Source organism: Microbispora sp. CL1-1, assembly GCF_012034195.1.
Classification (GTDB): domain Bacteria; phylum Actinomycetota; class Actinomycetes; order Streptosporangiales; family Streptosporangiaceae; genus Microbispora.
Genome location: NZ_JAATEK010000038.1, coordinates 41,755 through 66,845 on the forward strand (window position 1 = coordinate 41,755; position 25,091 = coordinate 66,845).

Consider the following 25,091-nt stretch of genomic DNA (forward strand, 5'->3'; position numbering starts at 1 on the left):
GGCGCGCATGACGACGACCCCCGCCGGCTGGTATCCGGACCCGTACGGCTCCTCTCTCCTGCGTTGGTGGGACGGCACTCAGTGGACCGACGCCACCCACGCTCCCGGACAGGAGGCCGGAGCCCCGCAAGCGCCGCAACAGGCGCCACAGCAGCCCCCTCAGCAGGCCCCTCAGCAGGCCCAGCAGCAGGCTCCGCAGTGGGGGCCCATGAACCAGACGGCGCAGTGGGGGCCGATCAACCAGACGGCGCAGCTTCCGGTGCCCGAGTTCGGCACGCCGCGGCGTACGGCGCCGGTCTGGCCGTGGGTCGTGGGCGGCATCGCGGCCGTCGTGGTGCTCGCGCTGGTCATCGGCGGCGCGGTCATCGTCCTGCGCGATCGCGCCTACACGGCGAACGCGCGGCCGGACGTCAACACGACAGCCCCGCAGCTCGACCAGACCGTGCCGCCCGAGCAGGAGCCGCAGCAGTCCGTCCCGCCGCTGCCGCAGCTCCCCCAGCCGTCCGGCGGCCGCATCTCCGACCCTGTGACCGGCCTGTCGTACGCGTACCCGGGCGACAAGTGTCAGGTGCCGGAGTCGAAGAACATCAACAACCCGGCCGACCAGCAGAGGCCGCTGTGGACGAGCGGCTGCACGGAGACGTCCCAGGCGAACTACGACGGCAGGGGCAACGACTGGGTCGCCAGCGTCTACACCGCCGAGGTGCCCCAGATCTTCCCCTACAGCGGCCCGCAGAGTCTGGGGCAGCTGTCCCAGGCGGTGCTGCTCACCTACGAGAACGACTTCTACGGCATCCCGCACGAGCGCAAGGTCCTGCGCAACGAGGCGCTGACCGTGAGCGGCAAGCAGGGCTGGATCTTCGAGTTCGAGATGGACTTCACCAAGGTCTCCGAGGCCAACGGCCTGAAGTGGAAGAAGGAGAAGGGCGCGATCGTCCTGGTGGACCGTGGTCTGAACGCCCGTCCCGCGATGCTGTACGTCTCGGTGCCGGACAACCTGGACCAGTCGATCCTCAAGCGCGTGGAGGACTCGCTTCAGTCTCAGTGACGTCCCCATTTACCCTTCAGCATTACTCTTGAGCCATGACTGACCCGCTGGTCTGGATCGACTGTGAGATGACCGGGCTCGACCTCGGCCGTGACGCGCTGATCGAGGTGGCCTGTGTCGTCACCGACAGCGAGCTGAACCAGTTGGATGAGGGCGTGGACGTCGTCATCAAGCCCCCCGCCGAGACGCTGGAGCAGATGTCCGATGTCGTGCGCGAGATGCACACGGCCTCGGGGCTGCTCCAGGCGCTCTCGACGGGGGTGACCCTGGCGGAGGCCGAGGCCGTCGTGCTCGACTACATCCGCTCCCACGTGCCCGAGCCCAAGAAGGCGCCGCTGTGCGGCAACTCCATCGCGACCGACCGCGCCTTCATCGCCCGGGACATGCCGCAGGTGGACACGTTCCTGCACTACCGGATGGTCGACGTCTCGTCGATCAAGGAGCTGGCCCGCCGCTGGTATCCCCGGGTCTACTTCGCCTCCCCGGAGAAGCAGGGCGGGCACCGCGCGCTGGCCGACATCACCGAGAGCATCCGCGAGCTGCGTTACTACCGCGCCGCGGTCTTCGTGCCCCAGCCCGGCCCCGACTCCGCCACCGCCCGCGAGGTCGCGGAGGCCGTCTCCGGTCCCTGACCTCCGCAGGCGGCGGTATTGGGGCGCGAACAACTCCCAAATGCCGCTACACTTTCTTCGTACGCCTCGAACGGCGGACATGGTGGGTGTAGCTCAGCTGGCAGAGCGCCAGGTTGTGGTCCTGGATGTCGTGGGTTCAAGTCCCATCACTCACCCCAACGGCGAACGGCCGGTCCTCACGGACCGGCCGTTCGCTTTTTCATCGGCCCTTTTTCATGAGTGACTATGCGCCGCGTGTATACACTCGGGATATAGTCTGCGGGCATGACCGTACCCCTCGCGTTGCTCGGCCTGCTGGAGCGGGAGCCGAGCCACGGATACGACCTGAAACGCGACTACGACACCTTCTTCGGCCGGGGCAAGCCGCTGCCCTTCGGGCAGGTGTACTCCACGCTCGGCCGCCTCGCCAGGGACGGCAAGGTCACCGGGCAGAGCGAGCCGGGCGACGGGCCGGACCGCAAGCGCTACGCGATCACCCCCCTGGGCAGGCAGGAGGTCGCCACATGGCTGGCCGAGCCGGTCGCGGCCGAGCCCTACCTGCAGACGGTGCTGTTCACCAAGGTCGTGCTGGCGCTGATGCTGGGCCGTGACGCGGCGGGCTATCTGGACGCGCAGCGGGCCACGCACATGCGGCGCATGCGGGAGCTCACCGAGGTCAAGCGCAGCGGCCCCCTGACCGACGCCCTGCTGGCCGACCACGCCATGTTCCACCTGGAGGCGGACCTGCGGTGGATCGACGTCACCCAGGCCCGGCTGGGGGCGCTGGCCGAGATGGTGCGTACGTCATGATCATCGAGGCGCGGGAGGTCAGCCGCTCCTACGGCAGCACGGTCGCGCTGCGCGAGGCGAACCTGTCGGTGGCCGCCGGCGAGGTCGTGGCGATCATGGGGCCCAGCGGGTCGGGCAAGTCGACGCTGCTGCACTGCCTGGCCGGCATCTTCACGCCCGACAGCGGCGAGGTGTGGTTCGACGGGCGCCGCCTCGACACCCTCGACGACGGCCGCCGCAGCGAGCTGCGGCGCACCGCCTTCGGCTTCGTCTTCCAGTTCGGCCAGCTCGTGCCGGAGCTGACCGCGGCCGACAACGTGATGCTGCCGCTGCTGCTGGGCCGTACGCGGAGGAAGGACGCCGAGCGGCGCGCCGCCGAATGGCTGGAACGGCTGGAGCTGGCCGACCTGGGCGGCCGGCGCACCGGGGAGCTGTCCGGCGGGCAGGCGCAGCGCGTGGCGATCGCCAGGGCGCTGGTCACACGGCCGCGGATCGTGTTCGCCGACGAGCCGACCGGCGCGCTCGACACGCTCACCGGTGAGCACGTGATGGACCTGCTGGTGGGCCTGGCCCGCGAGGAGGGCGCCACCGTGATCCTGGTGACCCACGACGCCCGGGTGGCCGCCTGCGCCGACCGGGAGGTCGTGGTGCGCGACGGCCGGGTCAGCGACCCGTACGCGACCGGGGCGGTCCGATGATCCGGCTGGGCCTGCGGCTGTCGCTGAGCAGCGGCAGGGAGGCGGTGGCGCGGCTGGCGCTGGTCGTCGTCGGGGTGGCGGCCGGCGTCGCGGTGCTGCTGTCCACGCTGTCGCTGTTCAACGCGTTCCAGGCCACCAACGGCCGTCCCTGCTGGGAGTGCACGACCGGCTCGGCGCCCAGCGGCTGGGCCCTCGACACGACGGCCGACGGCGCGCTGTGGAGCTACCGCGAGGACTTCTACGCGGGCCGGACGATCAAGCGGCTCGACGCCGCCGCGCTCGGCACGCGGGCGCCGGTCATCCCCGGCCTGTCCCGCATGCCCGGCCCCGGGCGGTATTACGCCTCGCCCGCGCTGGCCGGGCTGCTGGACTCCGCGCCGCGCGAGGGACTCGCCGCCCGCTTCCCCGGCACGCGCGCCGGGCTGATCGGCGACGCGGCGCTGTCCGGGCCCGACGAGCTGGTCGTCGTGGTGGGACGGACGCCGGACGAGGTCGCCGCCCTGCCCGGCGCGCGGCAGGTCGACGCGGTATCCACGGTACCTACGGCGTCCACCGGGCCCGCGGCCGGCGCCGACGCGGACGTCTACCGCTTCGCCTTCGGCGTCGCCGCCGTCGGGCTGATCGTCCCGCTGCTGGTGCTCGTCGGCACCGCCACCCGGCTGGCCGCGGCCCGCCGCGAGAGCCGCTTCGCCGCGATCCGGCTGGTCGGCGCCACCACGCGGCAGATCAACGTGCTCGCCACGGTGGACGCGGCGCTGGGCGCGCTCGCCGGCGCGCTGACGGGCCTCGCGATCTTCCAGCTCGTACGGCCGGCCGTGGCCGGGGTGCGGGTCACCGGCGCGCGGTTCTTCCCCGGCCTGGTCGCCCCGCACGCCTGGCAGTACGCGGCCGTGCTGGCCGGAGTGCCGGTGGTGGCGGCCGGCGCCGCCCTGTGGTCGCTGCGCCGGGTGCGGATCTCACCGCTCGGCGTCGCCCGGAAGACCACCGCCTCCCCGCCCCGGGCGTGGCGGGTGATCCCGCTGCTGGCGGGGCTGGGGATGTTCGCGGGCCCGGTGTATCGCAACGGCAAGCCCGACGAGCTGCTCGCCGTCGTCGCACTCGCACTGATCATGGTCGGGCTGATGCTGGCCGGGCCCTGGCTGACCATGGTCGCCGCGCGCCTGGCCGCCCGCCTGACCCGGGGCGGGGCGACGCTGCTGGCCACGCGGCGCCTGGCCGCCGATCCGAAGACCGCCTTCAGGTCGGTGAGCGGGCTGGTGCTGGCGGTGTTCATCGGGACGACGATCGCGGCCCTCGTGCCGGCGGTGGTCGCCGGGCAGCAGAAGGTGGCCGGGGGCACCCTCAACGACGTCCTGGGCGCCAGGTTCGAGCGGCCGGGCGTCTCCGGCCTGTCACAGCGGGCGGGGACGGAGCTGCTCGCCCGGCTGCGCGCCCACCCGGGCGTGGAGGTGCTGCCGATCTACGGCAGGGTGGACGCGGAGAAGGCGCCTCCGCGGCCCGACGGCCCGCCGCCCAGGCCGTACGTCGTGGAGTGCGCGGGCCTCGCCCTCTTCCCCGTGCTGGGCCGCTGCCCCGAAGGTACGCGCGCCGTGGCGGGCAACTTCGCCCGCATCATCGGCGCCGACAACCCCCTCACCGTCGACAGGCTCCTTCCGCTGGCGGGCCCCGACAGCCCGGCCGCCTCCACCGACGGGCTCGACCTGGCGGCCGTCATGATCACCACGTCCGACACGGGGACGCTGGAGCGGCTGCGCACCCTGCTGGCCGGTTACACCGTCGAAGCGCCGATGACCTTCGCCGAGGTCGCGGAGGTCAGGGCCGATCTGTACACCCGGGCGGAGAACATCGCGCTGGCCATGGTCGGGCTCACCCTGGTCGCCGGCGCCTGCGGCCTCGTGGTCGCGGCAGGCGGCGGGCTGGTGGAGCGCAGGCAGCCCTTCACCCTGCTGCGGCTGGCGGGCACGCCCACGCGCACCCTGGCCGCGGTGGTGCTGCTGGAGTCGGCGCTGCCGCTCGTGCTGGCCGCCGTGCTCGCCGCGGCCGCCGGTTTCGGCGTGGCCGAGCCGCTCATCGACGCTCTCCGGATGAAGGGCACGTCGCTCGCGATGCCGGGGCCCGTCTACTTCGCCTCGCTCGGCGGCGGCCTGGCCGCGTCCCTGCTGGTGATCCTCACCACGCTGCCGCTGCTGCGGCGCATGACCACGCCCGACAACGCGCGTTTCGAATAGGAGACCGATGAAGCTCCGACCCCTCGTGGTCGCGCTGGCCCTGCTCGCCCCCGCCGTCCCGGCAGCGCCCGCGACGGCGGCGGCCGGCGGGGGTTACTCGGCCACGATCCGGCGCACCGAATACGGCATCCCGCACATCACCGCCAAGGACTACGGCGGCCTCGGGTTCGGGTACGGCTACGCCTTCGCCCAGGACAACCTGTGCACGCTGGCCTCCTGGGTGGTGACGCTGCGCGGCGAACGCTCGCGTTATTTCGGCCCGGAGGCCGAGTCCGACGACCCCGCCAAGCCGGTCGCCGACCTCGCCAGCGACGTCTACTACAAGAGCATCGCCGGCTCCGGCGTCGTACCGCGGCTGCTTGCCCGGCCCGCGCCGGTCGGCCCGAGCGCCGAGCTGCGCCGCCTGGTGGACGGCTACGTCGCCGGATACAACCGCTACCTGGAGGACACCGGGGTGGCGAACCTGCCCGATCCCCGGTGCCGGGGCAAGGCGTGGGTCGGCCCGATCAGCGCCACCGACATGTGGACCAACCTGCTCGACCTCAGCCGGATGGCCTCCGGCTCCAGCCTGAAGGAGGCCATCACCGGCATGGCCGGACCCGGGAAACCACGGCCCATGCCCGCGGCGGGCAGCAACGCCTGGGCGCTCGGCCGTACGGCCACCCGGGACGGCGGCGGCATGGTGCTGGCCGACCCGCACTTCCCCTGGCAGGGAATCCGCCGCTTCTACCAGGTCCAGCTCACGATCCCCGGCGTGCTCGACGTCTCGGGCGGCAGCCTGTACGGCACCCCGGTCGTCCAGATCGGCCACAACGCCAAGGTCGCCTGGACCCACACCGTCACCCACGCGCAGCACTTCACCGTCTATCGGCTGGCGCTCGCGGGCGGCCACAGCTACACGGTCGACGGCCGGGTGGAGCCGATGGGCGAGCAGGAGGTGGAGGTCACGCTGCCGGACGGCACCGTCTCCCAGCACACCCTCCTCACCTCCCGTTATGGCCCGGTGCTCGCCGTCGGGCAGAGCGACGAGGCCGCGTACGCGCTGGCCGACGCGAACGCCGCCAACCTGCGGGCGGCCGACGAATGGCTGGCGATGGCCAGGGCGGGCAGCCTCGACGAGCTGCGCGCGGCCCAGCGGACCTACCAGGGGATGCCGTTCGTCCACACCCTCGCCACCGACGTGAGCGGCACCGCCTATTTCGCCGACACCTCGGTCGTCCCCCACGTCACCGACGCCGAGGCCGAGCGCTGCGCCAAGCCCTCGCCCGTTCCCGGCCTCGACGCGTACGTCCTGGACGGCTCGACCTCGGCGTGCCTGTGGGGCAGGGACGGCGACGCCGTCGTGCCGGGCATCTTCGGGCCCGCCAAGCAGCCGGCGCTGATCCGCGCCGACTACGTCGCCAACTCCAACAACACCTACTGGATGACCAACCCGGCGAAGCCGCTCACCGGCTATCCCACGGCGTACGGCAAGACGGGCACCGACCTGCAGCCGCGCCCCCGGGTCAGCCTCGACATGATCGCCCAGCGGCTGTCCGGGGCCGACGGGCTCGGCGCGCCCGGCTTCACGCTGGACACCTTGCAGGCGACGGTGCGCGGCAAGCGCGACCTCACCTTCGAGCTGATGCGCGACGACCTGCTCAAGATGTGCGACACCGACTCCCGGAACGACGTACGCGAGGGCTGCCGGACGCTGGAGAAGTGGGACGGGCGGGCCACCCTGGACGGCGCGGGCGCGATCCTCTGGCGCGAGTTCTTCACGCGGCTCGGCCGTCCCGTCAAGGCCGGAGATCCCCCCTACAGCCCGTGGCGGGTGCCGTTCGACCCCGCGCACCCGCTGACCACCCCGCGCGGTCTCAAGGACGTCCCGGCCGTACGGCAGGCCCTCGCCGACGCCGTGGGGTTCTTCCGCTCGAACGGGATCCCGCTGACGCTCACTCCCGGGCAGGCGCAGAGCTACGCCTCGATCCCGATTCCCGGCTGCACCGAAGGGGAGGGCTGCTTCGACCGGGTGCGCACGGGCGGGCCGCTGGGCACCGACGGGCGCTACCCGGAGGTGGACACCGGATCGAGCTTCATGATGGCCGTCGAGCTCACCCCCGCCGGCCCGCGCACGCGTACCGTCCTCACCTACTCGCTGTCCGCCAACCCCGCGTCGCCCCACCACGCCGACCAGACCGCCCTGTTCTCGCGGGGCGGGTGGGTGACCGAGCGCTTCACCGCGGCCGAGATCGCCGCCGATCCGCATCTCGAAACCGTCACGGTCCACGAGAGGCGTTGACCCGGGCAAGTCAGTGCACTTTTCCCCAAAGGTGGACGATGCGGGTTATGCTGCCTCACAACCGCCGTGCGGGGGCCTCGGCGATCTCTGATCGTCTTCTACGGAGGCCGGATGAGAATCGACGGGCTGAGCAAGCGAGAAGCCGAGGTCATGGAGCTGATCGCGACCGGTCACTCCAACGGTGAGATAGCGCGGCTGCTGTTCCTGAGCGAGAAGACCGTGAAAAACCACGTCAACCGCATCTACGCGAAACTGGGCGTGGATTCACGCATGACGGCCATTTGCCGGTGGCGTGCCGAGACCACGCCACCGGCGCCGTCAACCCCTGTGTCGTCAGCGCCCGGCCAGGTCCCCGGTGAGGACGGCGCGCAGCCCGGCCAGGCCGTACTCAAGCTCGTCCGGCTGGACGGACAGGGCCGGGCGTAGCCGTACGGACCGCTCGCCGCAGCGCAGGACCAGGATCGCGCGCTCCTCCCGGAGCCGGGTGACCAGGCCGGCGGGGTCGGGAACGTCGAAGGCGCACATCAGCCCGCGTCCGCGCGCGTTGGCGACCAGGCCCTCGGCCTCCAGGCTCTGGAGCGCGCCCAGCAGCTTCTCACCCAGGATGGCCGCCCTCGGGATGAGACCGTCCCGCTCGATGATCTCCAGCATCCGGCGGGAGCGCACCATGTCGACCAGGCCGCCGCCCCAGGTGGAGTTGATCCTGCCGCTGACGTTGAACACGTTGTCGGGCACGAGATCCACCCTGCGGCCCGCCATGATGCCGCCGACCTGCACCTTCTTCGCGAAGGCCACGATGTCGGGGGCCAGGCCGAGCTGCTGGTACGCCCAGGGGGTGCCGGTCAGGCCGACGCCGGTCTGCACCTCGTCCACGACGAACAGTGCCTCGTACTCGTGGCAGAGCGCCTGCATCGCCTGGAGGAACTCGGGACGCATGTGGTTGTCGCCGCCCTCGCCCTGGATCGGCTCGGCGATGAAGCAGGCGATGTCGTGGCGGAACCGCTCGAACGCCTCCCTGGCCTGAGCGAGCGCCCGTTCCTCCGCCTGCTCGACGTCCCCGAAGTGGATGGCGGGGACGTCGATGCGCGGCCAGCAGAACCGCGGGAACCTGTCGGTCTTGACCGGGTCGGTGTTGGTGAGCGAGAGCGTGTAGCCGCCGCGGCCGTGGAACGCCCGGGTGAGGTGGAGGACGCGCGTGCCGAGCCCGGGGTGGCGGCCGTGGGCCTCATTCCAGCGGCTCTTCCAGTCGAAGGCGCACTTGAGCGCGTTCTCCACCGCCGCCGACCCGCCCTCGACGAAGAACAGGTGCGGCAGCTCGGGGTCGCCCAGCACCCGCCGGAACGTCTCCACGAACTCGGCGAGGTGGACGGTGTACATGTCGGAGTTGGCCGGCTTGTTGGCGGCCACCCTGCCGAGCAGCGCCACGAACTCCGGGTCGTCGGCGAACGGGTTCATCCCGAGCGGCGACGACGCGAAGAACGTGTAGAAGTCGAGGTATCTCCGGCCGTCCCGGGCGTCGACCAGCCAGGAGCCGGCGCTCCTGTCCAGGTCGAGCACGAGGCGGTAACCGTCCACGAGCAGGTGCCGTGCGAGGGCGTCGTGCACAGTGGTGGGGTCCATTTCGCCTCCGCGTCACGCTGGGATACGAGATGATTCCCTCATATCTGGCCTTCTATGTGAAGGGTTTCCGCTTAGATAGCACCTTAAGAGGACATTTTTCAGGCCGTGAGGGTAGATCCGCGCCCGATACCCCACCACGGGCCGCATGCTGACGATTCGAACGCGATTGTGTACCTTTACTTCAGATTCCGTGGTTTAACCCGGATGTCGCGATCTTTTCTGAGGCAGGGATGATGATCGACCGCACTCGCCTGGCCCGGCTGCTCGACCGCGAACGCGACGCGTTCCGGGAGCGCAACCCACGCTCGGCCGCCGCGTACGAGCAGGCGAGAGGCCACCTCTTCGGCGGCGTGCCGATGACGTGGATGAACAAGACGGCCGCCGGCTTCCCGCTCTACCTGGCCGAGGCCCGCGGTGCCCGCGTCACCGACCTAGACGGCCACGAGTACGTCGATTTCTGCCTCGGCGACACCGGCGCGATGGCCGGGCACTCCCCTCAGGCGACCGTGGAGGCCGTCGCCGACCGGTTCGGCCGCCGGGGCGGCGCGACCGTGATGATGCCGACCGAGGACGCCGCCTGGGTCGGCGCCGAGCTGGGCCGCCGGTTCGGGGTGCCCTTTTGGAGCTTCTCGCTCACGGCCACGGACGCCAACCGATGGGCGATCCGGCTGGCCAGGGCGGTCACCGGCAGGCCCAAGATCCTCGTGAACAGCTACTGCTACCACGGCAGCGTCGACGAGGTGCTGCTCGTGGTCGGCCCGGACGGCCGGCAGGTGTCCCGCGAGGGCAACGTCGGCGCTCCGGTCGATCCCACCGTCACCTCGCGCGTCGTCGAGTTCAACGACCTGCCCGCGCTGGAACGCGAGCTCGCGTACGGCGACGTCGCGGCGGTCCTCATGGAGCCCGCTCTCACCAACATCGGCATCGTGCTGCCCGAACCGGGCTACCTGGAGGGCGTGCGCGAGCTGACCCGGCGGTACGGCAGCCTGCTGATCAACGACGAGACGCACACCTTCTCGGCGGGCCCGGGCGGCTGCACGAAGGCGTGGGGCCTGCGCCCCGACATCGTCACGATCGGCAAGGCGATCGGCGGCGGCATCCCCAGCGGCGGCTACGGCCTGTCCGCCGACGTCGCCGCGCGCGTCGAGGCGATGGACGGGCTTGACCTGGTCGACATGGGCGGCGTCGGCGGCACACTGGCCGGCAACGCCCTGTCGGTCGCGGCGATGCGCGCCACGCTGGAGCACGTGCTCACCGACGACGCGTTCGCCGCCATGACCGAGCTGGCGACCCGTTTCACCAAGGGCGTCCAGGAGGTGATCGACGCGCACGGCCTGCCGTGGTCGGTCACCCAGCTCGGGGCGCGCGCCGAGTATCGCTTCACCCGCCCCGCCCCGCGCAACGGCGGCGAGTCGAACGCGGCCGGCGACCCCGGCCTGGACGACTACCTGCACGTCTATCTGGCCAACCGGGGCGTGCTGCTCACGCCGTTCCACAACATGGCGCTGATGTCCCCCGCCACCACCGAGGCCGACGTACACCTGCACCACGAGGTGTTCGCCGCGGCCGTCGCGGAGCTGGTCGCATGACGCTCGACGACACCGACCGGATCCTGCTGCGCGAGCTGCAGCGGGACGGCCGGGCCTCCTACACCGCGCTCGCCGAGGCCACCGGCCTGTCGGCGCCCGCCGTACGGCAACGGGTGCAGCGGCTCCGCGACGAGGGAGTCGTGCAGATCGTCGGCGTCACCGACCCGATGGCGCTGGGCCTGCCGGTCATGGCGCTGATCGGCGTCCGCGTCGACAGCGACGTGCACGAGGTCGCCGACCGGATCAGCGAGCTGTCCGGCGTGATCTACGTGGTGCTCACGGCGGGCTCGTTCGACCTGTTCGCCGAGGTGGTGTGCCGGGAGCCGGCCGAGCTGCTCACCGTGCTCAACGACCACATCAAGCGGGTGCCGGGCGTCACCAGGGCCGAGGCGTTCACCTACTTCGGCATCCACACCCACCGGTTCGCCTGGCCCGGCGTGTGAAGCTGGGGTTCAGAGGGCCTTCAGGAAGCGGGCCGCGATCGGGACGGCGGCGCCACGTCCGGTGCCGCCGTGCTCGACGAACACGGCGAAGGCGAGGTCGCCCCGATAGCCGATGAACCAGGCGTGGTCCTGCCCGCCGTGCCAGTCCTCGGCGGTGCCGGTCTTACCCGCCGTCCCCTGCGGCAGCCCCGAACCGGCCGCGGTCCCGTCGGCCGTGACCGCGCTCATCATCGAACGCAGCCCCTCCGCCACGTTGGACGGCAGCGGCACGCTCTGCGGCAGCTCCCCCTGCGGCGCCTCGTCCGCCAGCGGGCGGGCCGGCCGCCACTCGCCGCTCTCCACCGCGGCGGCGACCAGCGCCATGCACAGCGGGGTCGCCTCCACCGTGCCCTGCCCGAAGGAGTCCTCGGCGAGCGCGTCCGGGTTCTCCGGCCGCCGCAGGCTGCCGCACGTGCCCGCGCCGCCGCCCTCCCCCTCGCCGAAGCCGAACGCCCTGGCCTGGTCGACCAGCGTGTCGGCGTTCAGCCGCTCGATCGTCAGCCGGGCGAACGTGGTGTTGCACGACAGCGCGAACGCCTGGCGCAGCGTGATCGTCCCGTGGTCCTCGTTCTGGTAGTTCGGGATCGACCGATTGAAGGGGATCTGGTAGGACGCCGGGCACTCCACCGAACTGTCCGGGGACAGCCCGTTCGCGAGCAGCGCCGCCGCCGTGATCGTCTTGAACGTCGAGCCGGGGGCGTACTTCCGCTCGAACGCCCCCCGGCCGCCCAGCCGGTCGGCCACCGCGAGGATCTCCCCCGTGGACGGCCGTACGGCCACGAGGGCGCCCCGCTGCACGCCGTCCAGCGCCCGTGCCGCCGCCACCTGCGTCGCATAGTCGATCGTGGTCCGTACGCCGACGGGCCGCTTTTCCGGCTTGTACGACAGAACGGTCTTCGCCGGCATGCCCGGGTTCTCGACCTCAAGCGCCCATCCCACGGCCACCCCCGTCGTGGGCGCCACCCCCTGGTTCATCAGGTTGTCGATGTACGCCTCGGCGCCCGAGTTCTGCGGGAACTCCCGCCCTCCCCTCGTCACCGGCCGCAGCGGCCCCGCCTCGGGCTCGGTCCTGACGAGGCTGCCGCCGGGCTGGATGTCCGGATGCAGGACGGCCGGCGTCCAGACGACCTTCCAGGTGAGATCGCGTACGGCCAGATGGAGACTGGAGTCGAAGCGCCAGGTGCCGGCGTCCTGCTCGTCCCGGTCCTGGGTGAAGGGGATCTCCGCCGTGTCGTTCCCGGTGCGTACGAGATTGCCCACCGTGATCCGCAGCGACTTGGAGAGGGCGGCGTCCTCGAACTCGCGGTGCTGGTCCGCGAAGTCGTCCGGGGGCTCGTCGACCAGCTCGCGCATGGCGTCGTAGTCGCTCTTGACCCAGGCCTGGAAGTAGGCGGCGGCCGTCTGGTCCGGGGAGCCCTCCGGCGAGCTCTCGGGAGACGGCTCTGGAGACGGCTCGGGGGACGAGTCGGGGCGGAGCTGGAGCGTCTGCGGGCCCCCTCCCGCGGGCGTCCCCCGCGGCGCGGCGACGAAGTCCGAACTCGCTTCCTGCCTGCCGGACACAATGAGTCCGGCAACGCCGAAGACGAAGATGCCCGCGGCGACCACGACGAGGGCGAGCAGGGCCCTGTTCCGCATACGGTTCTCATATCACGCGAAAGGAGTCATAGGTGGCGAGGAGCAAAGAACCGTTGCCAGGCCGCTATCCGGTGTCCTTCGGCGAGGTGGAGCTCCTGCGCGACCTCGACCGGCCCGACGGGTGGATGCTGATCAGGGACGGCGTGCCTCAGTCGTACGTCGATCTGACCGATCCCACCTACCTGGACTTCTCGTACACGCAGCTCATGGCCAGCGTGATCGACTGCCTGCCCGAAGGCCCGCTCGACGCCGTCCACATCGGCGGCGGGGCCTGCACGATCCCGCGCTACATCTCCGCGCGGCGGCCCGGCTCCCGGCACATCGTCGTGGAACCCGACGCCGCACTCGTCCAGCTCGTACGCGACCAGCTCAACCTCAAGTCGGTGCCGCGGTTGAAGGTCCGGGTGACGGACGGCCGCGCGGCCACGACGGCCCTCGGCGACGACTCGGCCGACCTGTTCGTGCTCGACGCGTTCTCGGGCGCGACGATGCCGGTCGAGCTGGCGACCGTCCAATACATGGCGGAGATCGCCCGCGTGCTGCGCCCCTCCGGCATGGCACTGATCAACGTCGCGGACGGCAAGGGCCTGCCGTTCGTCAAGCGGGTCGCCTCCTCGGTGAGCCGGGTCTTCCCGCATGCCGCGCTGCTGGCCGAGCCCGGCATCCTGCGCGGGCGCAGGTTCGGCAACGTCATCCTGGCCGCCTCGTCCGGCGACCTGCCGATCGAGGCGCTCACCAGGAAGGCCGCGGGCGGCCTCACCCAGGCGCGATGCGTGGCCGACGACGACCTGACCCGCCTGGTCGCAGGTGCCGCCCCCATTTCCGACGGCGACGCCGTCCTCGCCCCCGTTCCCCCGCCCGGCCTGTTCGACTAGCCGGGCTTCTACTGGCTAGGGGGTTGTCCACGGCCCCATAGCCGGGTCGGTCGGGTCGGCACGGTCCTCGCGAAGCCCGCTCCGCTGGGCCTTCGCTGCGGTCCTCGCTCCCTTCCGCTCCGCTCCCTCGATCCCACCGGGGTAATCCCGACGAAGCACTGTGAAGCCCCACGCAGCACTACGACGCAGATCAAGCCCCAGGGAGCATGTGTTGGCCCTAGGGAACAGCGTGAAGCCCCGACGGGCACCGTGAGGCCTCATGTGCGGAGCACTATGACGCCCAACGGACAGCGCACCGGCGATCCTCGCCTCGTGCCTCGTGCCTCGCGTCGGGCCTCGCTCCTCGGTCCTGATGGTCATGCACGCAGCCGCCGAACTTGTCCGCGCGTCCGCCCGGGCCTGCCCTGTGCGTCGTCCGGGCCTCCCTGCCCGCGCGTCCACCCGCCCGGTGCTTCCCGCCTCACTCCCCGCGCCTGGCCTGCCTGCGCGTCGCCCTCTGTGCCTCCCGCCTCACTCGCGCAGCCGTCCGGGCCGGTCCGCGCGTCGCTCGGTGCCGCGTCGCGCTCCCTGTGTGCCCCGTCTTACTCGTGTAGTCGTCGGGTTCTTCCGAGGCGCTGGTAGGTGAAGGCCCAGCGGTCTTCGCCTACGTTGCGGCGGGTGTAGCGGTCGGGGTGCTGGTAGCGGTCGCGGTTGTGGAACTGGCAGGCCGGGCCGAGGAGTTTCAGGTCCGTGAGGCCGCCGGTGCTCCAGTTGTCGGCGTGGTCGATCTGGCACATGGTCGCCGGGAGCGGGCAGCCGTCGACCCAGCACGTGGCATACCGGGCGAAGATGGCCCGCCGCTGGGCAGGAGTCGCCAGACGGACCTTGCGCCCCATGTCGAGCACCTGCCCGTCGGCGTTCATGACGATCCGCACCAGAGTCGAGGTGCGGGCGAGGCGGTGCACGCTGGAGACGGGCAGCACCTGCCCCGTCGCCAGCAACAACCCCGGCGCGGTCCCCGGTGCCATCCCCAACGACGCACCCAGGAACGTGCCTGCCGACGCTCCCAGCGCCGACCCCAGGATCGCCCCGGGCATCGTGCCCGCCGACGCACCCGGTGCTGCTGCGGGTGACGCCCCGGGAGCTGCTCCCGGTGATGCACCCCGCGATGCCCCCTGTGCGGCTCCTTGCGATGCCTCCTGCGCCGTCTCCGGTGTCGCTCGCCTGGCTCCCGGTGCCGTTCCCGATGCCCATCCGGGTGGTGTCTCCCGCTCCGGTCCGGGCCCGCCGGGCGTCGCTCCCGACGGTCCCGATGTCCCCGACGCCTGCGTCGCACGCGAGCAGCGCACCTCGCCACTGCACCGCCACGCGCCCTGGCCGTCGCACCGGCACGTGCTGTGGCCATGCCGGCAGTCCCCCGCAGGCCCAGGCCCGGCGTGGGTGTGACGTACGGAGGCGTCCTCGGGAGGAGGGTCCGGCCACGCCGCCTCCGAAGGCGCCACCTCCGTAGGCGCTGCCTGCGAGTGCGCCGCCTGCGATGGCGGCGCATCCGAAGCCGTCGCGCCCGAAGACGCTATGTCCGAAGGTGCTATGTCCGAAGGTGCTGTGTCCGAAGGGGCAGCGTGCGAAGGCGCTGTGTGCCAATGCCCGCCACCGTGAGCAGGCCATGCTGACGCACCCCGCCGGGCGTGGGTTGCTCCGGACCGGGCCGCGCCGCGATCCCACCCATCGCCCTTGGCGGGCGCGGTCTCGTCGCTCTCGGCAGAGCCAGCGCTCGTGATGTTGTCGTCTTCGGCGGAGTCGGCGTTCGCGGCGTGGTCGCCCTCAGCAGCGGCGGTGCTTGCGGTGTCGCGCGGCTCGCACTCGCCGGGCCGCCGCTCACCGGCCCCGCGCTCACCGGCCCCGCGCTCACCGGCTCCCCAGCCACAAGGCTCCTCATCGCGAAGTCCGGTCGCAGCGTCGCCAGAGCCAGCGGCAGGGTCGGTGGCGGGGACAGCCTCGGCGATGTCGAGCCCGTCCGGGGTCTCGGGGCCGTCGGCGCCGCCCGCAGCACCCGGGTCGCCCATCACGTCTGAGACGGCGTCGTCGGCGGCGGTGTTTTCGGTGGCCGGGGCAGCGGGGTCTTGGGTGGCCGGGTCGGCGGGGTCTTGGGTGGCCGGGTCGCTGGTGTCGTCGGCGGGGTGTGGGTTGTCGTCGGTGGGGTCGGTGGTTTCGGGGTCGGTGGGGAGGGATTCGGCGCTGACCACGACGAGGAGCTCGGTGGCGATCTTCTGCTCCAGCAGGGCGATCAGCGCGTCCGCCTGGCGTACCGTCAGCGGGCGGTCATCACCCTGTGCCCTCAGCTTGGCATACGCCTGCAACAAGGCCATCAACCGGGCGCCGGCCTCACGCGGCAGGTAGAACTCTCCTTCCACGCCGCCGCCCTTGCCCGGGCGGACCCGCAGGAACCGCCGCCCGTAATCGGCCCGCTCATCCCGCTCTTCCCCATCGGGGTCCAGCACCGCCCGCAGATGGCGGCCTGCCTTGGCGACCTCCGCCGCCCCGGCCTTGCCCGCAAGGTCCACCAAGATCGGCTCCGCCAGGCCGGCCTGCTCATCCGATAGCCCGGCCACAGCGGCGCAGATGGCCTCCACCACCCCCGCCGCCAGCTCCCCTGTGGCGAACTTCTCCCGCACGACGGGGAGGCGCGGCAGCTCCGCCCCCAACGTGAGCAGGCGGCCCGCACCACCCACCGTCATCCCCCCACTGGTGCGCAACCAGCACCGGGTGGAGGCATGCCCATGCTGCCTGGCCTGACCCGCACGATGCACCCGCCCCACCCGATCGGCCAGGGCGCTGGTGATCCGATCCCGGGCGAACAGCAACTCCTCCGCCTCGGCCAGGCACACATCCACGTCATCGGGAAGCGGCGTCAGCGCCAGCTCTTGGGCCACCTCACGAACCGACCCCACCACCACCCACGACGACCGCACACCACCCCGACCACGACCCCGACCACGATCACGCCCACCCACACCGTCAGAAGCACCCGCACCCGCACCAGCACTCGGGCCGGCCGCGCCAAGGTCATTCGCGCCAGTGCCGTTTGTGCCAGCAGCGTCCGCGCCATCGGCAGCACCACGCGCGGCACCAAAGCCAGCGCCATCCGCGCCAGCGGCATCTCCACGGGCGGCATCCGCGTCAGGGCCATTCGCGCCAGCGGCAGCCGCACCATCACAAGCCCCGCGCACGGCACCGGCGGCAGCCGCACCATCAGCGTCCCCACGGGCGGCACCCGCGTCAGATCCCGCGCTGTCGGCGGTCCAAGGCGCGGCGTTCGCGCCAGCGGCATTCGCACCAGTGCCATCCGCGCAATCGGCAGCCTCACGGGCGGCACGCGCGTCAGATCCCGCGCTGTCGGCGGCCCAACGCGCGATATCCGCGCCAGCGGCAGCCGCACCGGCGGCGGTCCTACGCGTGGCATCTGCGCAGTCGGTATCGGCGCCCTGACCGTCCGTGGTCTCGGCGCCTGGGGCGTCCGCCACCGGGCCGTTCGTGCTCTCGGCAACGGGTGCGTCGGCGCGCTGCCGGAGCCCGAAGTCGATGATCGGGAAGGGATCGCGGGCGGATGAGCCGTCGGACGACCACAGCGGCGAATTGGCGATCAGACGGTCCCACCAGCCGTCGTCGGGATTGTTCGAATGACGAAGGCGCTCAGGATCGATATCGAACAGATCCATCACACCCTCCTCACTCGATTCGAACTGATGTATGGATTCTTTCACGCTGAGTGAGCAGGAAGCAAGCTCGCAAGCCCTCTGAGCTGGGGTCACAGGCGAGACGGAAATCCGGCCGGCTACTCGGCGTCACCGGTGACGGCTCGCTCGTACGAGCGGAGCGTCTCGACGAACATGCGCCGCTGCTCGCTCGTCAGCGGCTCAAGGGCGCTGCGCCAGGCACTGGCGCCACGGGCGAGCCAGGCGTCGACCGCCTCCCGGTTGGCCTCGGCGATGCTCACGATCGTCCGGCGGCGGTCCGCATCGTCCTCACGGCGGTCCACGACGCCCTTGCGGCTCAGGTCGCCCACCATCAGGCTCACGGTGGCCGGGGCGACCTCCAGGCGGGCGGCGAGCTCGTTCACCGTGAGCGGGCCGTCGAACAGCAGATAGGACAGCAGCGACAGGTGGCGCGGCGCCAGGTCGAGCGTCCGGAGCGACTCTGGAACGGGCATGCGCTTGGCACGCCCTACCAGACGCGGCATCAGCAGCAGGAGGGTACGGATCCCCTCGTCCAGGCTCAGTCCGTCATCCGTTGACATATATTGATCTCCAAAATAGCTTTGCTATCAAAGCAAACACTTCTGAGGCTGGGGAGCCATCGTCGCATGTCCGAATGGAACGACAAGATCATTGAAGAGTTCCGGGCGAACGCCGGCATGGTCGGCGGACCGTTCGAGGGGACACCGCTGATCCTGCTGACGACCACCGGTGCCAGAACGGGCGCCGCCCGGACGAACCCGGTCGCCTGCCGGCGTGACGGGGACAGGATCCTCGTGTTCGCCTCCAACGCGGGCGCGCCACGCCACCCGGACTGGTATCACAACCTGCTGGCCAATCCCACGGTGACCGTCGAGGTGGGCGACGGGACTGCGATCGAGACGTTCATCGCCACGGCCAGACCGCTGTCGGGCGAGGAGCGCGACCGCATCTATGCCCGGCAGGCCGAGGTGGCGCCGGTCTTCGCCGACTACCAGAAGAAAGCCTCCCGGGTCATCCCTGTCGTCGCCCTCTACCGGCGGGATCCCAAGCGCGCCCGGGCGCTCGGCGACGAGCTTGTACGGATCCACGACGGGATGCGGGCGGAGATGGCCGCGCTGATGGCCGCGATCGAGGACGCGGCCGGGAACGCAGTCGAGGACGCGGCCGGGAACGCGGCCGAGGACGGGGCCGCCACGGGCATCCCGGTGAACCTGCCGGGTCGTGGCCTGGAGGAGGCGCTGCGCGAGCGCTGCCTGTCCTTCTGCACGGCCTTCCACGAGCACCACATCAACGAGAGCGAGCGGGGCTTCCCCCTGCTGGAGCGGGCCTACCCCGGGCTGGCCCCGGCTCTCGACCGCCTGCGCGAAGAGCACGTGCGGCTGGCCGAGATCAGGGAGGACCTGCGCGCGGCGGTCGGCGAGGCGGGCTCCGGCGACCCGGCCGCCCTCAAGGACCGGTTCGCCCGCCTGTCGGCCGAGTTGGAGGCCCACTTCGCCCGCGAGGAGGAGCAACTCCTCGCCGCCCTGAACGCGCTCTGAGCAGCCTCTGTCCGAGCAGACTCCGGCAGAACGTCGCGAGCGGGAATCCAGGATGACGCAGGGCCGACCCGCCACGGCTCCCCGGCCCGTTTCGCGTGTGAGAGCCCCACGTCGCCGGCCGTGACCTACGACTTTCCGGACTCGTGGTCGGCCACGATGGCGTCGATGCGGGCGGCGAGCTTGTAGTCGAGGTCGGTCAGGCCTCCGGCGTCGTGGGTGGTCAGCGCCAGGTGGAGGGTGCGCCATCGGATGTCGATATCGGGATGGTGGTTGAGCGCCTCGGCCTGCTCGGCGATGTCGTTCACGATCGCGATGGCCGTACGGAAGTCTCGGGCGACCACGGTCCTGCGGATCGTGTCTCCCTCCCGGCGCCATTCGGAAGCCTCGTACATGAGATCAGGACATCACGAAACTCGGCCGATTGTGTAGATTCGCCGCGTGGACGAGCAGGCGGACGAGCAGGTGAGCGAGCAGGTCGACGCGCTGCGGCGGGAGCTGTGCGAGTACGGGCGGCGGGCGGCGGCCCTCGGCCTGGTGATCGGTACGTCGGGCAACCTGAGCGCCCGCGACGGTGACCTGGTGGTCGTCACGCCATCGGGCGTGGCGCTCGACCGGCTGAGCCCGGAGGACTGCCCGGTGGTCGACCTCGACGGGCGGGTCGTACGGGGGGAGCGCAAGCCCTCCTCCGAGACGCCGATGCATCTCGCGCTGTATCGGGAGACCGGGGCCCGGGCGGTGGTGCACACCCACTCGGTCTTCGCGACCGTGGTCGCCTCGACCATGACCGAGCTGCCGCCGATCCACTACAACGCCCTGCTGCTCGGCGGCGCCGTACGGGTGGCCCCGTACGCGACGTACGGCACGCCGGAGCTGGCCCGCAACGTGATCGCGGCGATCGAGGGCAGGCAGGCCGCCCTGATGGCCAATCACGGCGCGGTGACGATCGGCGGCGGCGATGAAGGCGGCATGAAGCAGGCGTTCGAGGCGACCCGCCTGCTGGAGTGGCTGTGCGAGGTCTACGTCCGCGCCCTCGGGGTGGGCCGGCCCACGGTGCTCACCGAGGACCAGCTCACCGCCGTCATCGAGCGCGCCCTGCAGGGCTGACGCGACCGGCTGGACGCAACCGGCTGGACAAGACCGCCTAACCGAGGACGACCTTCCGGGCGAGGCCGAGCGGGAGGCCGCCGGAGCCCGCGATCGTGTCGTGGAAGGTCCGCAGGTCGCCCGTGTAGTCCGCCCGGATGCGCTCGATCTCCAGCGCGCCCGTGAGGTAGGACGGCGCCTGGGTGGGCCAGGCGCAGTAGCGGCTGACCTCACCGGCGGCGGTGCCCGGCGACAGCGACGCCTTCGTGGTCAGGAACTCCTCCGCCTGCTCGATCGACATGTCGTCGCAGTGCAGCGCGGTGTCCACCACGATCCGGGCGGCCCGCCAGATGCGGCAGTCGAGGTGGGCGAGCTCGGTCTGGGGCGTGTCGAAGTAGCCCTGCTCGTGCATGAGCTTCTCGACGTAGAGCCCCCAGCCCTCCACGAAGTAGGGCGTACGGAAGATCTTGCGGGCGCGGTGCGGGTTGCCGGCCATCCAGGACAGGTGCCAGTGGTGGCCGGGGTAGGCCTCGTGCACGCTGATCGAGGGCATCTGGGGGCGGGAGTTGGTCCGCAGCCGCTGCCGCACCTGCTCCTCGGTGAAGCCGTCCGGCGTGTACGGCACGAAGAACACGCCGTCGCGCGAGGACGACAGCGGCGGCGGGGCGAGGTAGCTGGCCACGGCGATGATGGGCCGCTGGAACTCCGGAGACGGCTCGACCCGGCACACCTCCCCCTCGGGGAAGGTCACCAGGCCGCGCTCGCGGACGAACTCGCGCGCCCGCTGCGTCTCGGCCTCGTATTCGGCGCGCATGGCCTCCAGGGTCGGCGGGTGGTCGTCCATGAGCGACTCCATCGCCTCCCGCCAGCTCCCGGAGCCGAGGCGGGCGGCGACCTCGGTCATCTGCCCGTCCAGCTCGGCCCAGGCCTGGCGGCCCTTCTCGTGCAGCTCGGCGGCGCCATAGCCGAGCATCTCCTGCTCGCGCAGCAGCGCGGAGTAGAGCTCCTCGCCCATCCGCCAGGTGCCCCTGGCCTCGAAGCCCTCCAGGAACCGGACCAGCCCGTCGAACGCGTCGGCGGCGGGCTCGGCGGCGCTCGCCAGCCGCGCCCGCAGGTCCGGGTCGCCGACCAGTGCGGGCAGCGTCTCGGTCAGGAAGCGGCGTCCCGTACGGGCCTGGTCGAGGCCGCGCTTGACGAGCAGGCCGGCGGCGAGGCCGGGGTCCAGGTTGGCCTGGCAGGCGGCGAGCACGGCGGGCACCTCGGCCAGCCGCGCAACGGCGGCGTCGACCAGCTCGGCCTCCGGCTTGAGGCGCTGCTGGAACGGCGTGAACATCGACGCGAAGATCACCCCGAGGTAGGCGGCCGGTTCGCGCCGCCACTCCGGCCAGCGGGCCTGCGCGATCTGCCCGCGCAGGTGCGCGACGACCAGGTCCCTGTCGATCTCGTCCTCGGGGCTCTCGGGCGTCGCCTCCGACAACTTGCGCAGCCACTCCTCGGCCGCCCGCTCCCTCGCCGCGAAGCCGCTCGCGCTGAGGTCGCCCAGCGTACGGTCGTATCCGTCGGCTCCGAGGAGGGATGCCCTGACCGGGTTTTCGGCCAGGTACCAGTCAATGAACTCGTCCACCAGCGTCATAGCGCTCGACTCTATCCGCGACACTTGGGTAGAAGCCCCCAGATAAGGAGCGATTGGTGCCCCTGCAGATCACCGGCGCCCCGAGCGACCCCGACCTGATCCGGCTGCCGTGGGACGTCCCCCTCGAAGAGTGGCCCGTCCACCACCTGGTGACGCTGCCGCGCGGCATCTCGCGTCACGTGGTGCGCTTCGCCCGGCTCAGCGGCCGGGTGTACGCGATCAAGGAGATCAGCACCAGGTATGCCAAGCGGGAGTACCAGCTCCTGTGGGACCTGGCGCGGCAGGACGCCCCCGCCGTCGAGCCGGTCGCCGTCGTCACCGGCAGGACCACCCCGGACGGCACCGAGCTGGACTCGGCCCTGATCACGCGGCACCTGCAGTTCTCGCTGCCCTACCGCGCGGTGCTGTCGGGGTCGGTGCGGCCCGACACGCTGATCCGCCTGCTCGACGCGCTCGCGGTCCTGCTCGTACGGCTGCACCTGAGCGGCTTCTACTGGGGCGACTGCTCGCTGTCGAACACGCTGTTCCGGCGGGACGCCGGGGCGTTCGCGGCCTACCTGGTGGACGCCGAGACCGGGGAGCTCCACCCGGCGATCAGCGAGGGCCAGCGGTCGCACGACATCGACGTGGCGCACGTCAACATCTATGGCGAGATGCTCGACCTAGAGGCGGGCGGGCTGCTCCACCCGACCATCGACCCGCTGGCCTTCGCCGAGCAGCTCGTCGAGCGCTACCAGCGGCTGTGGGACGAGCTGACCGAGGACGAGATCATCGAGGAGGTCGACTGGCACCGCGTGGACCAGCGGGTGCGCCGCCTCAACTCGCTCGGCTTCGACGTCGCGGAGATGATGGTGCGCCGCAAGGCCGGCACGTCCCGCCTGATCGTCCGGCCGAAGGTCGTCGACGCCGGGCACCACCAGCGCCGCCTGCTGCGCCTGACCGGCCTCGACGTTGAGGAGAACCAGGCCAGGCGGCTGCTCAACGACCTCGACTCGTTCCGGGTGTCCACCGGCCTGCGGCACGAGGACGAGGCGATCGTGGCCCACCGATGGCTGGCCGAGGTGTTCCAGCCGGTGGTGAACGCGATCCCGGCCGACCTGCGGCGCAAGCTGGAGCCCGCCCAGCTCTTCCACGAGGTGCTCGACCACCGCTGGTACATGTCGGAGGCCGCGGGCAGGGACGTCGGCCTGGAGGCGGCGGTGCGGTCCTACGTGGACAACGTCCTGGTGCACAAGCCCGACGAGAAGGCCGTGATCGTCACGTCGGATCCCCTGTCTCCCTGACAAGGCTCGCAAGATACTGAGCGGCCTCGGGGATCCGGTCCTCGCCGAAGACGCGGATGCCGTTCAGCTCGAGCAGCGCGGTCGTCACGCCCTGCCCGGGAGTGGTCCTCCCCCGGTGGCTCCCGTCGTAGATCCGCAGGGACCCGCACGACGGGCTGCCCTCCTTGAGGATCGCGACCCGTACGCCGCGGGACTGGGCGACGGCGAGGGCCTGCCGCGCCCCGGAGACGAACGCGGCGGTGACGTCGTCGCCCTCCGGTGTCAGGATCCGGGCCTCGCCCGCCAGGACGGCCGCGCCGCCCGCGCCGCCCTCGATCTCGGCGGGCGGCCGGGGAACGGGCAGCCCGCCCTCGACCTCGGGGCAGAACCGCACCAGACGTCCCTCGGCGCGCCAGCGGGCGAGCAGCTCGTCGTCGCTGGTCTTGGCCCCGCCGTCGTAGCGCACCCGGCTGCCGAGCAGGCAGGCGCTGACGAGAATCCGTTCCACGCCTCCCATTCTCGCCACCGTACGGCGGTGCACGTGCCGGCCCCGACGACATGAGGAAAGCTCACGAAAATCGGAATTACCATTCCAAGAGGAAGAATTCTTATTCTTCCGGACTAATCCATTTATCCGAGCCGTTTTCGGCCTGGGATGCCCGTCCACCTGCTCCTCTAGTGTTGGCCGCGCTGCACCGGCTGTGCGGGGAAAGGGTGTCCCGGTGGATCTGCGCCACGACGTACATCACGGCATACACGAGGAGCTCGTCGCTTTGCGCGAACGCGCGCCCGAGATCACGGGAGCGCTCACCTGCACGATCGACGGCATGCTCGTGACGACGGACCTGACCGCCGACACCGAGCAGACCGCGGCGCTCACGTCGGCGCTGCTGTCGCTGAGCCGGAAGATGACCGACCTCGCCAGGATCGGGCTGCTGAAGGAGACGCTGATCTCCGGCACCCAGGGACACACCGCGTGTTACGCCGCGGGCCCCACGCTCGTCCTCGCCGTCCGCACGTGTCAGGGAGCCGATCTCCGCCAGCTCCGGATCGAGGGGCTCAGGGCGGCGAACAGGATCGCCGCCCTCGCCGGACGCGGATGACCACCCGGCCGGGTCACACCCTCCCGGTCAACTCGGTGATCGCCTCCGCGATGACCGGCCAGAGCGGGCGGGGCAGGTCGTGGCCCATTCCGGGGAAGGTCAGCAGCTTCGCGCCGGGGATGGCGTCCGCGGTCGCGGTCCCGCCTTCGAGGGTGACCAGCGGGTCGTCCTCGCCGTGGATCACCAGCGCGGGCACCGAGAGCCCGCGCAGCCCCTCCGTACGGTCGGCCGACCTCCGGATCGCGATGAACTGCCGGGCGGTGCCCGCGGGGTCGAACGCCCGGTCGTAGGCCTCCCCGGCCAGGCGGGTGATCCGCTCGACGTCCATCTCGTAGCCGGGAGAGCCGATGACCCGCGCGTTCTCCAGGGCGCGGGCGATCGCCCCGTCGCGGTCCTGCGGGGCGGGCGCCGTCAGCGCAGCCATGGCCTCCTCGGTCGCCCGCCCCACGCGGGGCCCGGGGGTGGACATGATCGAGGTCAGCGTACGGACCCGGGCGGGGTGGCGGATGGCGAGGGCCTGGGCGATCATGCCGCCCATCGACGCGCCCACCACGTGGGCGCTCTCCCAGCCCAGCACGTCCATCAGGCCGGCCGTGTCGTCGGCCATGTCGTCCAGGAGGTAGGAGGGGGCGGGCGCGTCGCCGTCCGCCGGGGTGAAGTGGGTGGACAGGCCCACGTCCCGGTTGTCGAACCGGACGACGCGGTGACCCGACTCCACGAGCAGGCCGATGAACTCCTCGGGCCAGCTGATCATCTGTGCTCCGAGCCCCATGATGAGGACGACCGGACGTCCCCCGGGCTCGCCGAACACCTCGTAGCAGATCTCGATGCCGTTAGCCGTCGCACGCATGCGAGCCAGAATTTCATTCGGTTTGCCCTGCCGCAAGCACCACCTGACCA

At 71.5% G+C, this 25,091-nt stretch carries 22 protein-coding genes, 1 tRNA gene and 1 pseudogene; 15 read left to right on the plus strand and 9 right to left on the minus strand.

The genetic code is table 11. From position 1 onward, the window contains the following. Positions 1-7: 7 nt before the first annotated feature. The 8 genes and pseudogenes from HCK04_RS41510 to HCK04_RS42930 form a co-directional block, all read left to right on the plus strand. Entirely contained in the window at positions 8-1,048 is a 1,041-nt protein-coding gene (locus HCK04_RS41510) for a DUF2510 domain-containing protein (RefSeq protein ID WP_205830955.1), read from the plus strand. A gap of 35 nt (positions 1,049-1,083) precedes the next feature. Beyond that, positions 1,084-1,680: an oligoribonuclease gene (gene orn, locus HCK04_RS31845; RefSeq protein ID WP_142651076.1), complete on the plus strand. Its 597-nt coding sequence runs from the start codon at positions 1,084-1,086 to the stop codon at positions 1,678-1,680. An 82-nt stretch (positions 1,681-1,762) separates the two neighbouring features. After that, positions 1,763-1,838, plus strand: a tRNA-His gene (locus HCK04_RS31850). Between the two features lie 106 nt (positions 1,839-1,944). Next, a complete protein-coding gene (locus tag HCK04_RS31855; protein WP_142651077.1) occupies positions 1,945-2,469 on the plus strand; it encodes a PadR family transcriptional regulator in 525 nt (174 codons plus the stop codon). Further along, complete coding sequence (locus tag HCK04_RS31860) at positions 2,466-3,146, plus strand: ABC transporter ATP-binding protein (RefSeq protein ID WP_142651078.1); 681 nt, start codon at positions 2,466-2,468, stop codon at positions 3,144-3,146. Before HCK04_RS31855 ends, HCK04_RS31860 begins: the two co-directional genes overlap by 4 nt. Further along, positions 3,143-5,374: an FtsX-like permease family protein gene (locus tag HCK04_RS31865; protein WP_142651079.1), complete on the plus strand. Its 2,232-nt coding sequence runs from the start codon at positions 3,143-3,145 to the stop codon at positions 5,372-5,374. The genes HCK04_RS31860 and HCK04_RS31865 overlap by 4 nt, the downstream gene beginning before the upstream one ends. Before the next feature lie 7 nt (positions 5,375-5,381). Continuing rightward, the gene (locus tag HCK04_RS31870) at positions 5,382-7,655 is read left to right on the plus strand and encodes a penicillin acylase family protein (protein WP_142651080.1); all 2,274 of its coding nucleotides are present in this window, start codon (positions 5,382-5,384) and stop codon (positions 7,653-7,655) included. A 123-nt stretch (positions 7,656-7,778) separates the two neighbouring features. Next, positions 7,779-7,946: pseudogene (locus tag HCK04_RS42930) on the plus strand (LuxR C-terminal-related transcriptional regulator); the annotation flags it as partial. Positions 7,947-7,988: 42 nt separating this feature from the next. Here the strand turns inward: HCK04_RS42930 and lat are convergent. Next, positions 7,989-9,275: an L-lysine 6-transaminase gene (gene lat / locus HCK04_RS31880; RefSeq protein WP_142651082.1), complete on the minus strand. Its 1,287-nt coding sequence runs from the start codon at positions 9,273-9,275 to the stop codon at positions 7,989-7,991. A 233-nt stretch (positions 9,276-9,508) separates the two neighbouring features. Between lat and HCK04_RS31885 the strand changes: the two genes are divergently transcribed. After that, on the plus strand, positions 9,509-10,864 hold the full coding sequence (locus HCK04_RS31885) for a transaminase (protein ID WP_205830956.1): 1,356 nt from the start codon (positions 9,509-9,511) through the stop codon (positions 10,862-10,864). Then, the gene (locus tag HCK04_RS31890; protein WP_142651084.1) at positions 10,861-11,307 is read left to right on the plus strand and encodes an Lrp/AsnC family transcriptional regulator; all 447 of its coding nucleotides are present in this window, start codon (positions 10,861-10,863) and stop codon (positions 11,305-11,307) included. Before HCK04_RS31885 ends, HCK04_RS31890 begins: the two co-directional genes overlap by 4 nt. Positions 11,308-11,316: 9 nt before the next feature. Here HCK04_RS31890 and HCK04_RS31895 read toward each other — a convergent pair whose 3' ends face one another. Next, positions 11,317-12,981 carry a penicillin-binding transpeptidase domain-containing protein gene (locus HCK04_RS31895; RefSeq protein ID WP_142651085.1) on the minus strand — a complete coding sequence of 555 codons (1,665 nt, stop codon included), beginning with the start codon at positions 12,979-12,981 and terminating at the stop codon, positions 11,317-11,319. Positions 12,982-13,013: 32 nt separating this feature from the next. Here HCK04_RS31895 and HCK04_RS31900 point away from each other — a divergent pair, with 32 nt between their 5' ends. Further along, on the plus strand, positions 13,014-13,856 hold the full coding sequence (locus HCK04_RS31900) for a fused MFS/spermidine synthase (protein WP_260617486.1): 843 nt from the start codon (positions 13,014-13,016) through the stop codon (positions 13,854-13,856). A gap of 581 nt (positions 13,857-14,437) precedes the next feature. On the opposite strand, the gene HCK04_RS31905 is transcribed toward HCK04_RS31900, so the two are convergent. The 3 genes from HCK04_RS31905 to HCK04_RS31915 all read right to left on the minus strand — a co-directional run bounded on the left by HCK04_RS31905 (position 14,438) and on the right by HCK04_RS31915 (position 18,132). Further along, complete coding sequence (locus HCK04_RS31905; protein ID WP_168066431.1) at positions 14,438-16,768, minus strand: DUF222 domain-containing protein; 2,331 nt, start codon at positions 16,766-16,768, stop codon at positions 14,438-14,440. Continuing rightward, positions 16,747-17,100 carry a hypothetical protein gene (locus HCK04_RS31910; protein WP_168066433.1) on the minus strand — a complete coding sequence of 118 codons (354 nt, stop codon included), beginning with the start codon at positions 17,098-17,100 and terminating at the stop codon, positions 16,747-16,749. Before HCK04_RS31910 ends, HCK04_RS31905 begins: the two co-directional genes overlap by 22 nt. Positions 17,101-17,670: 570 nt before the next feature. Continuing rightward, positions 17,671-18,132 (minus strand): MarR family winged helix-turn-helix transcriptional regulator, encoded by a 462-nt coding sequence (locus HCK04_RS31915; RefSeq protein ID WP_142651088.1) that lies wholly within the window; start codon positions 18,130-18,132, stop codon positions 17,671-17,673. Positions 18,133-18,198: 66 nt separating this feature from the next. Here HCK04_RS31915 and HCK04_RS31920 point away from each other — a divergent pair, with 66 nt between their 5' ends. Next, a complete protein-coding gene (locus HCK04_RS31920; RefSeq protein WP_142651089.1) occupies positions 18,199-19,110 on the plus strand; it encodes a nitroreductase/quinone reductase family protein in 912 nt (303 codons plus the stop codon). A gap of 125 nt (positions 19,111-19,235) precedes the next feature. Here the strand turns inward: HCK04_RS31920 and HCK04_RS31925 are convergent, their stop codons facing one another. Then, a complete protein-coding gene (locus tag HCK04_RS31925; protein WP_142625170.1) occupies positions 19,236-19,502 on the minus strand; it encodes a 4a-hydroxytetrahydrobiopterin dehydratase in 267 nt (88 codons plus the stop codon). A 46-nt stretch (positions 19,503-19,548) separates the two neighbouring features. On the opposite strand from HCK04_RS31925, the gene HCK04_RS31930 reads away from it, so the two are divergent. Continuing rightward, positions 19,549-20,214 (plus strand): class II aldolase/adducin family protein, encoded by a 666-nt coding sequence (locus HCK04_RS31930; RefSeq protein ID WP_260617487.1) that lies wholly within the window; start codon positions 19,549-19,551, stop codon positions 20,212-20,214. A 37-nt stretch (positions 20,215-20,251) separates the two neighbouring features. Here the strand turns inward: HCK04_RS31930 and HCK04_RS31935 are convergent, their stop codons facing one another. Further along, the gene (locus tag HCK04_RS31935) at positions 20,252-21,826 is read right to left on the minus strand and encodes a DUF885 domain-containing protein (RefSeq protein WP_142651090.1); all 1,575 of its coding nucleotides are present in this window, start codon (positions 21,824-21,826) and stop codon (positions 20,252-20,254) included. 56 nt (positions 21,827-21,882) lie between these two features. On the opposite strand from HCK04_RS31935, the gene HCK04_RS31940 reads away from it, so the two are divergent. Further along, a complete protein-coding gene (locus HCK04_RS31940) occupies positions 21,883-23,109 on the plus strand; it encodes a DUF4032 domain-containing protein (RefSeq protein ID WP_185949076.1) in 1,227 nt (408 codons plus the stop codon). Here the strand turns inward: HCK04_RS31940 and HCK04_RS31945 are convergent. Then, positions 23,084-23,596 (minus strand): DUF523 domain-containing protein, encoded by a 513-nt coding sequence (locus HCK04_RS31945; protein WP_142651091.1) that lies wholly within the window; start codon positions 23,594-23,596, stop codon positions 23,084-23,086. The genes HCK04_RS31940 and HCK04_RS31945 overlap by 26 nt on opposite strands. A gap of 214 nt (positions 23,597-23,810) precedes the next feature. Between HCK04_RS31945 and HCK04_RS31950 the strand changes: the two genes are divergently transcribed. After that, positions 23,811-24,191 (plus strand): roadblock/LC7 domain-containing protein, encoded by a 381-nt coding sequence (locus tag HCK04_RS31950; RefSeq protein WP_260617488.1) that lies wholly within the window; start codon positions 23,811-23,813, stop codon positions 24,189-24,191. A gap of 13 nt (positions 24,192-24,204) precedes the next feature. On the opposite strand, the gene HCK04_RS31955 is transcribed toward HCK04_RS31950, so the two are convergent. Then, the gene (locus HCK04_RS31955; protein ID WP_142651092.1) at positions 24,205-25,041 is read right to left on the minus strand and encodes an alpha/beta hydrolase; all 837 of its coding nucleotides are present in this window, start codon (positions 25,039-25,041) and stop codon (positions 24,205-24,207) included. Positions 25,042-25,091: the final 50 nt, after the last annotated feature.

Bases quoted from the DNA above. Each gene is read 5' to 3' on its own strand.
- HCK04_RS31855 (WP_142651077.1), top strand. From the start codon at position 1,945: ATGACCGTACCCCTCGCGTTGCTCGGCCTGCTGGAGCGGGAGCCGAGC.
- HCK04_RS31895 (WP_142651085.1), bottom strand. From the start codon at position 12,981: ATGCGGAACAGGGCCCTGCTCGCCCTCGTCGTGGTCGCCGCGGGCATC.
- HCK04_RS31860 (WP_142651078.1), top strand. From the start codon at position 2,466: ATGATCATCGAGGCGCGGGAGGTCAGCCGCTCCTACGGCAGCACGGTC.
- HCK04_RS31890 (WP_142651084.1), top strand. From the start codon at position 10,861: ATGACGCTCGACGACACCGACCGGATCCTGCTGCGCGAGCTGCAGCGG.
- HCK04_RS31920 (WP_142651089.1), top strand. From the start codon at position 18,199: ATGTCCGAATGGAACGACAAGATCATTGAAGAGTTCCGGGCGAACGCC.
- HCK04_RS41510 (WP_205830955.1), top strand. From the start codon at position 8: ATGACGACGACCCCCGCCGGCTGGTATCCGGACCCGTACGGCTCCTCT.
- orn (WP_142651076.1), top strand. From the start codon at position 1,084: ATGACTGACCCGCTGGTCTGGATCGACTGTGAGATGACCGGGCTCGAC.
- lat (WP_142651082.1), bottom strand. From the start codon at position 9,275: ATGGACCCCACCACTGTGCACGACGCCCTCGCACGGCACCTGCTCGTG.
- HCK04_RS31955 (WP_142651092.1), bottom strand. From the start codon at position 25,041: ATGCGTGCGACGGCTAACGGCATCGAGATCTGCTACGAGGTGTTCGGC.
- HCK04_RS31885 (WP_205830956.1), top strand. From the start codon at position 9,509: ATGATCGACCGCACTCGCCTGGCCCGGCTGCTCGACCGCGAACGCGAC.
- HCK04_RS31935 (WP_142651090.1), bottom strand. From the start codon at position 21,826: ATGACGCTGGTGGACGAGTTCATTGACTGGTACCTGGCCGAAAACCCG.
- HCK04_RS31870 (WP_142651080.1), top strand. From the start codon at position 5,382: ATGAAGCTCCGACCCCTCGTGGTCGCGCTGGCCCTGCTCGCCCCCGCC.
- HCK04_RS31865 (WP_142651079.1), top strand. From the start codon at position 3,143: ATGATCCGGCTGGGCCTGCGGCTGTCGCTGAGCAGCGGCAGGGAGGCG.
- HCK04_RS31925 (WP_142625170.1), bottom strand. From the start codon at position 19,502: ATGTACGAGGCTTCCGAATGGCGCCGGGAGGGAGACACGATCCGCAGG.
- HCK04_RS31915 (WP_142651088.1), bottom strand. From the start codon at position 18,132: ATGTCAACGGATGACGGACTGAGCCTGGACGAGGGGATCCGTACCCTC.